Here is a 13,348-nt window from a genome sequence, read left to right as displayed (position 1 = left end):
CGATGCGCACGCGCACCGCACCGATCCCCACCCCGACGCGCGAGGCATCCGTCGACGTCGTCGGTCGCCTCGGCTCCCGCTACGACGAGATCCTCACCCCCGACGCTCTGGCCTTCCTCACCGAGCTGCACCAGCGCTTCAGCTCCCGCCGCCACGACCGGCTCGCCGACCGCATGCGCCGGCGGTTCCAGATCGGCAACGGCCACGACCCGCACTTCCGCGACGACACCCGGCACATCCGCGAGGATGCCGAATGGCAGGTCGCCGGCGCCGGTCCCGGCCTCGAGGACCGTCGCGTCGAGATCACCGGCCCCACCGACCCGAAGATGACGATCAACGCGCTCAACTCGGGCGCGAAGGTGTGGCTCGCCGATCAGGAGGACGCCACGAGCCCCACGTGGAAGAACGTCATCGAAGGTCAGCTGAGCCTGCGCGACGCGATCCGCGGCGAGCTGTCGTACACGAGCCCGGAGGGCAAGCGCTACGAGGTCACCGCCGAGCAGACGCCCACGATCGTGATGCGCCCGCGCGGCTGGCACCTCATCGAGCACCACATCCGCTTCACCGACCGCTTCGGTCGCGAGATGGCGGCATCCGGGTCGCTCGTGGACTTCGGCCTGTACTTCTTCCACAACGCGGCGCAGCTGATCGCGAACGGCCGCGGACCCTACTTCTACCTCCCCAAGCTGGAGTCGAGCGAAGAGGCGCGGCTGTGGGACGACATCTTCACGTTCAGCGAGCAGTACGTCGGCATCCCGCACGGCACCATCCGTGCGACGGTGCTGATCGAGACGCTGCCGGCGGCGTTCGAGATGGAGGAGATCCTCTTCGAGCTGCGCGACCATTGCGCCGGCCTGAACGCGGGCCGCTGGGACTACATCTTCTCGATCATCAAGAACTACCGCGGCCGCGGCGCCCGCTTCGTGCTCCCCGACCGCAGCGAGGTCACGATGACCGTGCCGTTCATGCGGTCGTACACCGAACTGCTGGTGCAGACGTGCCACAAGCGCGGCGCCTTCGCGATCGGCGGGATGAGCGCCTTCATCCCCAACCGCCGCGACCCCGAGGTGACCGAGCGCGCGTTCGAGAAGGTGGCCGCAGACAAGAAGCGCGAGGCCACCGACGGCTTCGACGGCACGTGGGTCGCCCACCCCGACCTCATCCCCGTCGCCCGCGCAGAGTTCGACGCGGTGCTGGGCGAGCAGCCGAACCAGGTGGACCGCGAGCGGTTCGACGTGAACGTCACAGCGGCCGATCTGATCGACGTGCGCATCGGGCGCCCTATCACCGCGCAGGGTGTGCGCGACAACGTGTCGGTCGCGATCCGCTACCTCGAGGCCTGGCTGCGCGGCCAGGGTGCGGTCGCGATCGACAACCTGATGGAGGATGCCGCGACGGCCGAGATCAGCCGCTCGCAGGTGTGGCAGTGGATCCACCAGGATCTGTCCACCGCGGAGGGAGACCGCATCACCCGCGACTACATCGAGGGGCTCATCGCCGAGATGCTCGGCGAGGTCCCGCGCCGCAGCGGCGATCGGTTCGACGACGCCGCGGAGGTGTTCCGCGAGGTCGCACTCGGCCAGGACTTCCCCGCCTTCCTCACCCTCTCGGCGTATTCGCGCTTCCTCATCGAGGCCGACTGACCCGCGCTCGCCGTCGCCTGCGCGACGCGACACTCACACCCCAACGAAGGGAACAGCAATGACCACCTACCAGGACGACATCCAGGCCATCCAGGCGCTCAAGGCGGAGCACGGATCCGCGTGGGATGCCATCAACCCCGAGTCCGTCGCCCGGATGCGGGCGCAGAACCGCTTCAAGACCGGGCTCGAGATCGCCCAGTACACGGCCGACATCATGCGCCGCGACATGGCCGAGTACGACCAGGACTCGTCGGTCTACACCCAGTCGCTCGGCGTCTGGCACGGTTTCATCGGCCAGCAGAAGCTGATCTCGATCAAGAAGCACCTGAAGTCCACGAACAAGCGCTACCTCTACCTCTCCGGGTGGATGGTCGCCGCGCTCCGGTCGGAGTTCGGGCCGCTGCCCGACCAGTCGATGCACGAGAAGACCTCTGTTCCGGCCCTCATCGAGGAGCTCTACACGTTCCTGCGCCAGGCCGACGCCCGCGAGCTCGACCTGCTCTTCACGCAGCTCGACCACGCGCGCAGCGCCGGCGACGAGACGGCGGCGGAGTTCATCCAGGCGCAGATCGACGCCTACGAGACCCACGTCGTGCCGATCATCGCGGACATCGACGCCGGGTTCGGAAACCCCGAGGCGACGTACCTGCTGGCGAAGAAGATGATCGAGGCGGGCGCCTGCGCCATCCAGATCGAGAACCAGGTGTCGGACGAGAAGCAGTGCGGTCATCAGGACGGCAAGGTCACCGTCCCCCACGAGGACTTCATCGCCAAGATCAACGCGGTGCGCTACGCCTTCCTCGAGCTGGGCATCGACAACGGCATCATCGTCGCCCGCACCGATTCGCTCGGCGCCGGCCTGACGCAGAAGCTCGCCGTCACGCAGGAGCCCGGCGATCTCGGCGACCGGTACAACTCGTTCCTGGACGTCGAGGAGATCTCGGAGTCCGACCTCGGCAACGGCGATGTCGTCATCAAGCGCGACGGCAAGCTGCTGCGCCCCCAGCGCCTGGCGAGCAACCTCTACCAGTTCCGCGCCGGCACCGGCGAGGAGCGCGTCGTGCTGGACTGCATCACCTCGCTGCGCAACGGCGCCGACCTGCTGTGGATCGAGACCGAGAAGCCCCACGTGGAGCAGATCGCCGGCATGGTCGACGCGATCCGCGAGGAGATCCCGGATGCGAAGCTCGTCTACAACAACAGCCCGTCGTTCAACTGGACGCTCAACTTCCGCCAGCAGGCCTACGACCAGCTGGCCGAGCAGGGCGAGGACGTCTCGGCCTACGACCGCGGTGAGCTCATGAACGTCGCCTACGACGACACCGAGCTCGGCCGGCTGGCCGACGAGAAGATCCGCACGTTCCAGCGCGACGGGTCGGCTCGGGCGGGCATCTTCCACCACCTCATCACGCTGCCGACCTACCACACGGCCGCGCTGTCCACCGATGACCTCGCCAAGGGCTACTTCGGCGACGAGGGCATGCTCGCGTACGTCCGGGGCGTGCAGCGCCGCGAGATCCGCGAGGGCATCGCGACGGTCAAGCACCAGAACATGGCGGGAAGCGACATCGGCGACAACCACAAGGAGTACTTCGCCGGCGCGGCGGCCCTGAAGGCGGGCGGCGCGCACAACACGATGAACCAGTTCGGCTGAGCACGCGCTCGACACGGCGGATGCCTCGGACCACCCGGTCCGGGGCATCCGCCGTTTCCTCTCCCGGAATGTCGATTCCCCCTGCCGCCGCAGCGACGTGCTGTCGTAACGTCACTCCAACGAAAGGCGACGCAAATGCGATACCTCATGCTCGTGCTCACCGATCCCGACCTCGATGCCCCCGAGGAGCCGCCCGTCTCGATCGAGGACTGGGTCGACGAGGCATACGGGACCGACAGGGCTGTGCTGGGCGACCGGCTGCGACCGGCCGCCGAGGCCAAGACCGTGCGACGCCGGCGCAACGGCGTGATCGTCAGCGACGGCCCGTTCGCCGAGTCCTACGAGCTCCTCGGCGGCTTCGACGTGCTCGAGTGCGAGACGCTGGACGAAGCCGTCGAGCTGGCCTCGCGGCATCCGATGGCCACCGCAGGGGTCATCCAGCTGCATCCGGCCTGGCCGCTGGACCTCTGACGCGGGGGCAGCGCCCGCCCCGCCGGGCGGGCGCTCGGCTCACGCGTCGCGGCGGATCCAGCGGAAGGTCGCGCGGCTGAGCAGGAGTCCCACCAGCAGCCAGATGCCCAGCGCCAGCGCCACCCAGCCGAGCTCCCAGCCGTCACCGGGCTCGAGGGTGGCGTACTCGGGGGGCAAGAACGCGGCGCGCATGCCACGCGCCATCCACACCAGCGGGAACGCGCTGGCGACGTACTGCAGCCAGTCCGGCAGCTGCCAGAAGAAGATGTAGACGCCCGAGACGAACTGCAGCACGAGCGCGATGGGGACGACCACCGCCGTGGCGCTGCGCCCCGAGCGCGGCAGCGAAGAGACCGCGATGCCCAGGAGCGCGGATGCGATGAGCCCGAGGAGGAACACCCAGGCGAACGTGATCCACGACTCCGCGTCGGACGGCAGCGCGACATCGAACACGACCGCTGCGACGACGATGAGGATGAACGCCTGCAGCACGCCCGTGGTGAGCACCTGGGCGATCTTGCCCGCGAAGTAGCTCACCGGCGACAGGGGCGTGCCCCCGAGCCTTTTCAGGGTGCCGTCGGAGCGCTCCATGGCGATGTCGACCGCGAGGTTCTGGAAGCCCGACAGCAGCAGACCCGCAGCGAGCATCGCCGGCAAGTACAGCTCGGCCGCCGACAGCTCGGGAACGCCCGGCCCGCCGGCGATGCCGCCCTCCTCCTGGAAGATCGTGCTGAACAGCGCCAGCATGAACACCGGGAAGAGGAACGTGAAGAACAGGGTGTCGCCGGCGCGGAAGTATCCGCGCACCTCGTAGGCGGCGCGGTGCACGCCGAGGGCGATGACGCTCATCGACCCGCCCCCTCGGTCGCGGGGGCCTGGGGCGCCTCGTCCTCTGCGCCGCCGAGCGCGGTGTCGCCGGCGGCATCCACGCCTTCCTGCTCGTCGACCATCGAGAGGTAGATCTCCTCCAGCGCCGGGCGGCGGATCTCCAGCCCTTCCGGCTCACCGCCGAGTCGTTCGGCCAACGCCGCGGTGAACTCCCACGGACGAGCGGTGCGGGCCTCGTGCGTGACCCCGCCCTCTCGCCAGGTGACCCGCGGCGTGCGGGCCTGCTCCCCGCCGAACCCGGCGACCGGGCCGATCGCCCGCAGACGCCCGCGAGTGATCACGGCCACCCGGTCGGCCAGCTGGGCAGCCTCGTCGAGGTAGTGGGTCGTGAGCAGGATCGTCGTGCCCTCGTCCTGCAGCCCGCGGATCAGCTGCCAGAACTCGCGCCGCGCTTGCGGGTCGAACCCCGTCGTCGGCTCGTCGAGGAACAGCAGCTCCGGCCGGCCGATGATCCCCAGCGCCACGTCGACGCGGCGCTGCTGACCGCCGGAGAGCTTGGAGATGCGGGTGCCGGCCTGCGCCTCGAGCCCGACCGCGGCGATCACCTCGTCGACGTCGCGGGCGCGGGGGTAGTAGGTGGCGAACTGCCGCAGCTGCTCGCGCACCGTGTAGAGGCCGCCCTGACCCGCCGACTGCAGCACGATGCCGATGCGGGCCTTCCACTCCAGCCCTGCCGTGCCGGGGTCGGCGCCCAGCACGCTGACGGACCCGGCGGTGCGGCGCCGGTACCCTTCCAGGATCTCCACCGTGGTGGATTTCCCTGCGCCGTTGGGGCCCAGCAGAGCGAAGGTCTCGCCGCGCGCGATGGTGAAGCTCACGTCGTCGACCACGGCGACATCGCCATAGGTCTTGCGCAGGTTCTCCACCCGCACGGCATCCATGTCCATGGATACAGCATGCGTGATCGGCGATGTTTTCCCTACGCACAGTTGCCCGTGAACGCCGCTCGCCCGGCGCGAAGCACGGTCGCGCACTACGATTTCAACCGTGACCGAACGCGCTCCCCTGTCCCGCAAGCTGTCCGCCATCGCCGAGTCCGCCACCCTGAAGGTGGATGCCAAGGCGAAGTCCCTGCAGGCGGCCGGTCGCCCCGTCATCTCATATGCGGCGGGCGAGCCCGACTTCGCCACGCCGCAGTTCATCGTGGACGCGGCCGCCGAGGCGCTGAGGGACCCCGCGAACTACCGCTACACGCCTGCCGCCGGCCTTCCGGTGCTGCGCGAGGCGATCGCCGCGAAGACCATGCGCGACTCCGGCCTGGAGGTCTCCCCTTCGCAGATCGTGGTCACCAACGGCGGCAAGCAGGCCGTCTACCAGGCGTTCCAGGCCGTGGTGAACCCGGGCGACGAGGTGCTGCTGCCCGCGCCGTACTGGACCACCTACCCCGAGGCGATCGCGCTGGCCGACGGCGTGCCGGTCGAGGTCTTCGCCGGCGCGGACCAGGACTACAAGGTCACCGTGGCGCAGCTCGAGGCCGCCCGCACCGAGCGCACCACCGTGCTGGTGTTCGTGTCGCCGTCCAACCCCACCGGATCGGTCTACACCCCCGAGGAGACCGCCGAGATCGGTCAGTGGGCGCTCGAGCACGGAATCTGGGTGGTCACCGACGAGATCTACCAGAACCTCGTCTACGACGGAGCGCGCGCCGTGTCGATCGTCGAGGCCGTGCCGGAGCTGGCCGGCCAGACGCTGCTGGTCAACGGTGTCGCGAAGACCTACGCCATGACCGGGTGGCGCGTGGGCTGGATGGTCGGCCCCGCCGACGCCATCAAGCTGGCGGCCAACCTGCAGTCGCACCTGAGCTCCAACGTCAACAACGTCGCGCAGCGCGCAGCGCTCGCCGCCCTCACCGGCCCCCAGGACGAGGCCGAGCAGATGCGGGTCGCGTTCGACCGCCGCCGTCGCCTCATCGTCGGTGAGCTCGCCAAGATCGACGGTGTGACCGTGCCGAACCCGCTCGGCGCGTTCTACGTCTATCCCGACGTCACCGGCCTGCTGGGCCGCACGTGGGGCGGGGTCACCCCGACGACGTCGCTGGAGCTGGCCGACCTCATCCTCGAGCAGGCCGAGGTCGCCGTCGTCCCGGGTGAAGCGTTCGGCCCCTCCGGGTACCTGCGACTGTCGTACGCGCTCGGCGACGACCAGCTGCTCGAAGGCGTGCAGCGTCTGCAGCGCCTGTTCGCCTGAGCCGTCGGCCCCGGTCCCGCGGCCACGAGCGGAGGCCGGGGCGCACGGAAGGCCGTGCGCCGGCGCACGCCGTGACTAGAGCTCGACGCCCACCAGCACCGGCTCGGGCTGGAGGATCAGCCCGAAATCGGACTGCACACGCTGCTGGATGAACCGCGCCAGCTCGGCGATCTCCTCGGCCGTGGCCGACCCGCGGTTCGTCAGCGCCAGCGCGTGCTTGGTCGACAGACCCGCCCGCGAGCGCGGCAGGCGGAATCCCTTGCGCAGCCCGGCGTGCTCGATGAGCCAGGCGGCGCTGACCTTCACCTCCGGCTCCTGCGCGACCGGCGCGGGGACGGAGCCGTCGAAGGCCGACAGCGGGATGACGGTGACCGTGTCGAGGTCGGGCGCCACTGGCCACCGTGGGCACTCCGGCGGCAGGGTGCGGGCGAACGAGGCCGATACGACCGCGTTCTGGAAGAACGATCCGGCGCTGTGCGTGTCGGGGTCGGCGTCGTCGAGCACCATCCCCTTCATGCGGCGGGTGGCCAGCACGGTCTCGCGCACCCAGGCGAGGCTCACGGTGGCATCCGGCTCGAGCCGCAGCGCCTGGCGCAGCTGCGCGCCGCGCACCGGGAACTCCCCGTGACCGACCTCGGTCAGCTCCAGCGTGACCGAGATGATGACGCCACGGCGGGCGGCGCCCGTGCCGTAGTGGTCCTTCAGCACCGAGGTGCGAAAGCCCAGCCCCAGGTCGGCGGCGGGAACCGTCTCGACCTCGCCGGTGGCCTCGTCGAGCAGCTCCACCTCCACGAGGGTCTGCACGATCTCCTGCCCGTAGGCGCCGACGTTCTGGATGGGCGCTGCACCGGTCGTGCCGGGGATCCCGGACATCGCCTCGATGCCGGCGAGCCCCTCGGCGACGGTGTACGCCACGAGGTCGTCCCAGTCATGCCCCGCCTCCACCCGCAGGCGCACGCGCCCGGCGCGCGGGGAGGGCAGCGCCTGGATGCCGGAGGTGCGCACCAGCACGACGGTGCCGTCGAAGGGGTCGTCCGAGACCAGCAGGTTCGATCCTCCCCCGATGACCAGCCACGGCTCGTCGTCGGCCCAGGCCGCGCGCACCGTCTCGATCAGCTCGTCGCGGGTGCGTGCCTCGACGAGGCGGCGGGGAGTGCCGCCGGCGCGCAGCGTGGTCAGCCGGGACAGCGGAAGCGGGGTGATCTCGGGCATCAGCGGCGCACGCGCACCTGGGCCTTGCCGAGCACGGTGGTGTCGGCGCAGGTGACCTTGAGATCGATGCGGGCGGAGTCGTCGTCCAGTGCGCCGACGGTGGCGGTCACCTCGACATCGGCACCGTCCTCGGCATCCACCACGACGGGGCGCGTGAAGCGCACGCCGTAGTCGAGGATGCGGCCGGAGTCGCCCAGCCACGGCACGATCGTCTCGACGGCGAGCCCCATGGTGAGCATCCCGTGGGCCAGCACGCCGGGAAGCCCGACGCGGGCGGCGACGTCGTCGCGGTAGTGGATGGGGTTGAAATCACCCGATGCCCCCGCGTAGCGGACGAGGGATTCGCGGGTCAGGTGCACGGTGCGCTGCGCGACGACGTCGCCGACGGTCAGGTCGCTCATTCGTCCTCTCCCCCGATCAGCAGCACCGACACAGCGGTGACGACGTGGTCGCCCGCGGCGTCGGTCATCTCGGCCTCGCTGGTGACCATCGCGCCCTTGCCGAACGGACGCACGCCCGTGATCGACAGGGTCGCCGTGATCTCGTCGCCTGCGACGATCGGCCGGCTGTAGCGGAAGCGCTGCTCGGCGTGGATCGTGCGCTCCAGCGCGATGCCGGAATCAGGCTCGGCCAGCAGCTGCTGGAGGGTCAGATCCTGCACCACCATCGCGAACGTCGGCGGCGCCACGACGTCGGGGTAGCCCAGCTCGCGGGCTGCGGCGACGTCGGTGTGCTGCGGGTCGGTGGCGTGGACGGCGCGTGCGAACTCGCGCACCTTCTCTCGCCCCACGAGGTACGGCGGGGTCGGCGGGAACACACGCTCGACCAGCTCGGGATTCACGGACACGCGTTCCATCCTCCCACAGCCGCGCCGACCGACCGCGGTCTACGCCCGGCGCGCACGCAGCGCCCTGAGCGCCATCTGCACGGCGATGAAGGCCAGGAAAAAAGCGAAGAGGATGTTGGCGGCGAGGGGGTCCAACAGGGTCGCCAACCACGCCCCCAGCGCGGTCGTCGTGCACGCGGCGACGCCGACGAGAGCGGCGGCGACGAGGTCGACATTGCGCCGCCGGATGTTGCCGATCGTCCCCGAGAGGGCGGTGGGGATCATCATCAGCAGCGACGTCCCCTTCGCGATCAGGTCGCTCGTGCCGAAGAGGAGCATGAGGGCCGGAACGACCACGACACCGCCGCCGACGCCCAGAAGACCGGCGAGGATGCCGGTGATGAAACCCAGCGCGATCAGGCCGAGTCCGGTGCCCCACGAAAGCACGAGCTGCGCGTCACGGGACGGCACGACGATGAACAGCGAGACGATGACCACCACGAGGAACCCGACGAACCCCCACCGCAGGGCGTTCTGGTTCACCCGCGCCAGCAGCCAGGTGCCCAGCTGCGCGCCCACGACCGCCGCGGCGGCGAGGAGGAGTGCGGGGATCCAGGCCACGGAGCCGTTGACGGCGTAGGAGATCACCCCGACCGTCGCGGTCGGGACGATCGCGGCGAGCGACGTGCCGGCCGCTCGACGCTGGTCGAAGTGCAGCAGCAGCACCAGCAGGGGCACGATCACCGTGCCGCCGCCGACGCCGAAGAGCCCGGAGAGAAGCCCCGCGGCAAGGCCGACCCCCAGGCACGAGAGGATGAACCGGGGGGTGCGACGGACCGGGGCCGCGGGCGCGCTCATGCCGGCACCACCTCGTCGATCGCCCATCCGTCCGTTGCGGGCACGAGGGTGCCGCTGCCCTGGTCGAACCGTCCCGGACTGGGTGAGCTCATGGCGATCCTTCGCGTCGCGCGGCGTCTGCCGCGGGTGGTCAGCCTAATCTTCCGATGCGCGGGGCGGCGGGTGGCCGCATCGGCATCCGCGCCGCGGATGAGGGTGTTCTCACGCAATTCGCGCTCGGCCGCACGCCGCGGCTAGCGTGGAATCTGCTTCACCCCGGTCGCGCGGTGTTCGGGTCACCCCGACCGGGAAGACGGCCCGGGCTCATCGCCCGGGCCGTGTTCTCGTTCTGGATCAGAACGTGGCCTGATCGGGGTCGGCCCCCACCCGCTGACCGCGGTCCAGGCTGTCGATCGCGGCCATCTCGTCGTCGGAGAGCTCGAACCCGAACACGTCGAAGTTCTCGGCCATGCGCTGCCGGGAGTTGCTCTTGGGGAACACGATGATCCCCTGCTGCAGGTGCCAGCGGATGACGACCTGGGCGGGCGTGACGCCGTGGGCGGCCGCGGCATCCACGATCGCCTGCTCGCCGAAGAGGTCGTACTTGCCCTGCCCGAGCGGGCCCCAGGCCTCGGTGCGGATGCCGAGGGGCTCGATGAACGCACGCAGCTCGCGCTGCGCGAAGGCCGGGTGCAGCTCGATCTGGTCGACCGCCGGAACGGTGTCCGACTCGGCGAGGATGCGCTCGATGTGGGAGCGGTGGAAGTTGGAGACGCCGATCGACCGGGTGAGTCCGCGGTCGCGCAGCTGCTCCAGTGCGCGCCACGATTCCACGTAGCGGTCGAGATCGGGGCGCGGCCAGTGGATCAGGTACAGATCCACGTGGTTCAGGCCGAGCTTTTCCAGGCTCGAGTCCATCGCGTCGAAGACCGACTGCGTGCCCTGGTCCGAGTTCCACAGCTTCGTCGTGACGAAGAGCTCCTCGCGCGGGATGCCGGAGGCGGCGATGGCGCGACCGACGCCTTCCTCGTTGCCGTAGACGGCCGCGGTGTCGATGTGGCGGTAGCCCACCTCGAGCGCGTCGGAGACGATGCGCTCCGTCTCGGTGGGGTCGACCTTGAAGACGCCGAACCCGAGCTGCGGGATCGTGTGGCCGTCATTGAGCGTGAGGGTGGGAACAGTCATGCGCACCAGCCTGGCACGTCCCGCACCGGCGTGGGGCGTCGCCTCAGCGCAGCCCGACCGGGTCCGTCCACAGCGCCTCTTCCACGACGAGATCGTCGAAGAGCGTCATCGCGTCGGACCCCGCGGGCATGGGGGCCGGTCGGTAACCCGTGGGGAGATCATCAACGAGTTGCCGCGCCCTCGGCCCTCCCACCAGCAGATACACCATGCCCAAGAACGTAAGGCCTGACCCCGATCGGCGAGGGGTGCTTGCGCTCACGGTCTGGGCATCGTAAGGGCGCTAGGCTGGGGTCGCTGCAGCCGCTTGGTCGGTGGCGGTGATCTAGCCCAGACCGAGAGAGTGGAGTGACGTGGGAACGCTGTATTACGGGGGCGAGTCCACGCCCGTACACATCGAGGATCGCGCGCTGGCGCACCTGAAGGTCGTCATCGCGACCAAGCTGCGCCGTGGCGAGAGCTTCACGGTGTCGTGGCGGCATCCCGACGACCAGGAGCGCGGCCGCAGCACCGTGTGGATCCACCCGTCGATCCCCCTGCGCTTCGTCTTCGACGACCCGGAGCCGACGCAGCTCAGCCGCAGCTGGGTCGAGGAACTCGCCAGCAGCGCGAACTCCTCCGGCGGCGTCATGCTCGTCGCCGAGCACATCGACACCGACGCGGCGGACGTCGCAGACGACACCCCGGAGTCCTCCAGCGCGCTGAGCTGATCCCCTCGGTCCTCCCGGGATGCCGGCGGCCGGCGCTACTTGATGCCGGCGGTGGCGACCCCCTGGATGAAGTACTTCTGCAGGAAGAGGAAGAGGATCAGCACCGGCAGCAGCACGACCACGGCCCCGGCCAGCAGGATGCCGAACTCCGTGGTGTTGGATGCCTGCGAGGCCACCGCCAGCGCCACGGGAAGGGTGAACGTCCCCTCGCTCTGGGCCACGATCAACGGCCACAGGAACGAGTTCCACGACCCGAGGAACGACAGGATCGCGATGGTGGCCACGGGCGGGCCGGACAGCGGCAGGAAGATGCCGAAGAACAGGCGCGCCTCGCTCGCACCGTCCACCCTGCCCGCCTCGAGCAGTTCGGTGGGCAGCGAGTACGCGAACTGGCGCATGATGAACACCGACAGCGGCGTCACCAGCAGCGGCGCGATGATGCCCGACAGGGTGTTCACCAGGCCCAGTTGCACGATCACCAGGAACTGCGGCACGAAGATCGCCACGTAGGGCACGATCCAGGCGAAGATCACGAGCGAGAAGACGAGGTTCTTGCCGCGGAACTCCAGCTTCGCCAGCGCGTATCCCGCCATCGAGCTGAACAGCACGTTGGCCGAGACGGCCACGACCGAGACGATGGCGCTGTTGACGAAGTAGAGGCCGAACCCCTCCTCCACGAACAGGTCGACGTAGTTCTGGACCTGGAAGCTCTGCGGGAACCAGGCTCCCGGGTCGGAGAGGAACTCCCCCTGGGTCTTGAACGATCCGAAGACGACCCAGACGAAGGGCAGCAGCAGTGCCCCGACGATCACGACGACGGCGGTGTACAGCGCTGCCGAGGACAGCCGCGACGGCGCGTTCAATGCTTGGGCCTCAGCAAACGGAACTGCACGACCGCGACGATCGAGACGAACACGATGAGGAGGAACGATCCGGCCATCGAGATCGCCGTGTTGCCGAAGCCGAACTGCTGATAGATCCACAGGGCGATGGACCGGGTCGAGCCCAGTGGCCCGCCGGCGGTGAGCAGATAGGGCTCCTCGAAGATGCTCAGGAACGACACCGTCATGAGCACCACAACCAGAAGCGTCGCCGGGCGCAGAAGCGGCAGTGTGATGGAGCGGAAGCGGCGCGCGGCCGTGGCGCCGTCGACCGCCGCCGCTTCGTAGACCTGCTGAGGAATGGCCTGCAGGCCCGCCAGGAACAGCACCATGCACGTGCCGACGTTGCGCCACACCGCCAGCATCACCACGGTCGCCACCGCCCACACCGGGTCGCCCAGCCAATTCGGTCCCGCCGCACCGATGCCCTCCAGAGCGGCGTTGACCGGCCCGAGCGGGGCGAAGGCATACTGCCAGATCACCGCCGCGGCGACGATGTTGGTGATGACGGGAAGGTAGGCGGCGGCGCGGAAGAACGTGCGCAGCCGCCGGATGCCCTTGTCGAGCAGCAGGGCCAGCACGAGGCCCAGTCCGGCACTGAGCGGGACGCACAGCACCACGAACAGCGCGGTGTTGAGCATCGATCGCTGGAAGCCAGCGTCGCCGAGCACCCGCACGAAGTTCTCGAAGCCGATGAAGTCGACGGCGAAGGGGGTGCGGATGTCGCGCGAGGTGATGTCGGTGAGGCTCATCCCCATGGCCGCGAGAACCGGGACGGCGGTGAAGGTGGCCGTCACCACGAGGAAGGGCAACAGGAACAGCCAGGCCGCCCGTGCCTGCGCCCGTTGCAGCGACGA

The 13,348-nt window shown here is 69.6% G+C and carries 15 protein-coding genes; 5 read left to right on the top strand and 10 right to left on the bottom strand.

Features of this window, described 5'->3' with window-relative positions; genetic code table 11:
* Positions 1 to 2 precede the first annotated feature (2 nt).
* From aceB to NQ165_RS06190, 3 genes are all read left to right on the top strand, one after another.
* Complete coding sequence (gene aceB / locus NQ165_RS06200) at positions 3 to 1,643, top strand: malate synthase A (protein ID WP_257526328.1); 1,641 nt, start codon at positions 3 to 5, stop codon at positions 1,641 to 1,643.
* 58 nt (positions 1,644 to 1,701) lie between these two features.
* On the top strand, positions 1,702 to 3,297 hold the full coding sequence (locus tag NQ165_RS06195; RefSeq protein WP_257526052.1) for an isocitrate lyase: 1,596 nt from the start codon (positions 1,702 to 1,704) through the stop codon (positions 3,295 to 3,297).
* A 135-nt stretch (positions 3,298 to 3,432) separates the two neighbouring features.
* On the top strand, positions 3,433 to 3,768 hold the full coding sequence (locus NQ165_RS06190) for a YciI family protein (protein ID WP_257526053.1): 336 nt from the start codon (positions 3,433 to 3,435) through the stop codon (positions 3,766 to 3,768).
* Positions 3,769 to 3,807: 39 nt separating this feature from the next.
* On the opposite strand, the gene NQ165_RS06185 is transcribed toward NQ165_RS06190, so the two are convergent.
* Together NQ165_RS06185 and NQ165_RS06180 are read right to left on the bottom strand one after the other, a co-directional pair.
* Positions 3,808 to 4,617 carry an ABC transporter permease gene (locus NQ165_RS06185; protein ID WP_257526054.1) on the bottom strand — a complete coding sequence of 270 codons (810 nt, stop codon included), beginning with the start codon at positions 4,615 to 4,617 and terminating at the stop codon, positions 3,808 to 3,810.
* Entirely contained in the window at positions 4,614 to 5,543 is a 930-nt protein-coding gene (locus NQ165_RS06180; RefSeq protein ID WP_257526055.1) for an ABC transporter ATP-binding protein, read from the bottom strand. Before NQ165_RS06180 ends, NQ165_RS06185 begins: the two co-directional genes overlap by 4 nt.
* Before the next feature lie 100 nt (positions 5,544 to 5,643).
* Between NQ165_RS06180 and NQ165_RS06175 the strand changes: the two genes are divergently transcribed.
* Positions 5,644 to 6,843 (top strand): pyridoxal phosphate-dependent aminotransferase, encoded by a 1,200-nt coding sequence (locus NQ165_RS06175; protein ID WP_257526056.1) that lies wholly within the window; start codon positions 5,644 to 5,646, stop codon positions 6,841 to 6,843.
* A gap of 75 nt (positions 6,844 to 6,918) precedes the next feature.
* On the opposite strand, the gene NQ165_RS06170 is transcribed toward NQ165_RS06175, so the two are convergent.
* From NQ165_RS06170 to NQ165_RS06145, 6 genes are all read right to left on the bottom strand, one after another.
* A complete protein-coding gene (locus tag NQ165_RS06170; RefSeq protein WP_257526057.1) occupies positions 6,919 to 8,055 on the bottom strand; it encodes a UDP-N-acetylmuramate dehydrogenase in 1,137 nt (378 codons plus the stop codon).
* A complete protein-coding gene (locus NQ165_RS06165) occupies positions 8,055 to 8,456 on the bottom strand; it encodes a MaoC/PaaZ C-terminal domain-containing protein (protein WP_257526058.1) in 402 nt (133 codons plus the stop codon). Before NQ165_RS06165 ends, NQ165_RS06170 begins: the two co-directional genes overlap by 1 nt.
* Positions 8,453 to 8,902, bottom strand: a complete 450-nt coding sequence (locus tag NQ165_RS06160; protein WP_257526059.1) for a MaoC family dehydratase N-terminal domain-containing protein — start codon at positions 8,900 to 8,902, stop codon at positions 8,453 to 8,455. Before NQ165_RS06160 ends, NQ165_RS06165 begins: the two co-directional genes overlap by 4 nt.
* A gap of 39 nt (positions 8,903 to 8,941) precedes the next feature.
* Positions 8,942 to 9,739 (bottom strand): sulfite exporter TauE/SafE family protein, encoded by a 798-nt coding sequence (locus tag NQ165_RS06155; protein ID WP_257526060.1) that lies wholly within the window; start codon positions 9,737 to 9,739, stop codon positions 8,942 to 8,944.
* A gap of 333 nt (positions 9,740 to 10,072) precedes the next feature.
* Positions 10,073 to 10,903: an aldo/keto reductase gene (locus NQ165_RS06150; protein WP_257532067.1), complete on the bottom strand. Its 831-nt coding sequence runs from the start codon at positions 10,901 to 10,903 to the stop codon at positions 10,073 to 10,075.
* 43 nt (positions 10,904 to 10,946) lie between these two features.
* Positions 10,947 to 11,111, bottom strand: coding sequence for a hypothetical protein (locus NQ165_RS06145; RefSeq protein WP_257526062.1), 165 nt, complete (start codon positions 11,109 to 11,111; stop codon positions 10,947 to 10,949).
* 142 nt (positions 11,112 to 11,253) lie between these two features.
* Here NQ165_RS06145 and NQ165_RS06140 point away from each other — a divergent pair, with 142 nt between their 5' ends.
* Positions 11,254 to 11,610: a hypothetical protein gene (locus NQ165_RS06140; protein WP_257526063.1), complete on the top strand. Its 357-nt coding sequence runs from the start codon at positions 11,254 to 11,256 to the stop codon at positions 11,608 to 11,610.
* A gap of 35 nt (positions 11,611 to 11,645) precedes the next feature.
* Here the strand turns inward: NQ165_RS06140 and NQ165_RS06135 are convergent, their stop codons facing one another.
* Both NQ165_RS06135 and NQ165_RS06130 read right to left on the bottom strand, forming a co-directional pair.
* Positions 11,646 to 12,473, bottom strand: a complete 828-nt coding sequence (locus NQ165_RS06135; protein WP_257526064.1) for a carbohydrate ABC transporter permease — start codon at positions 12,471 to 12,473, stop codon at positions 11,646 to 11,648.
* Entirely contained in the window at positions 12,470 to 13,303 is an 834-nt protein-coding gene (locus NQ165_RS06130) for a carbohydrate ABC transporter permease (protein WP_257526065.1), read from the bottom strand. Before NQ165_RS06130 ends, NQ165_RS06135 begins: the two co-directional genes overlap by 4 nt.
* Positions 13,304 to 13,348: the final 45 nt, after the last annotated feature.

This window comes from Microbacterium sp. zg.Y1084 (genome assembly GCF_024623595.1).
GTDB lineage: Bacteria > Actinomycetota > Actinomycetes > Actinomycetales > Microbacteriaceae > Microbacterium > Microbacterium wangruii.
This window is presented reverse-complemented; position numbering and strand designations above follow the sequence as displayed.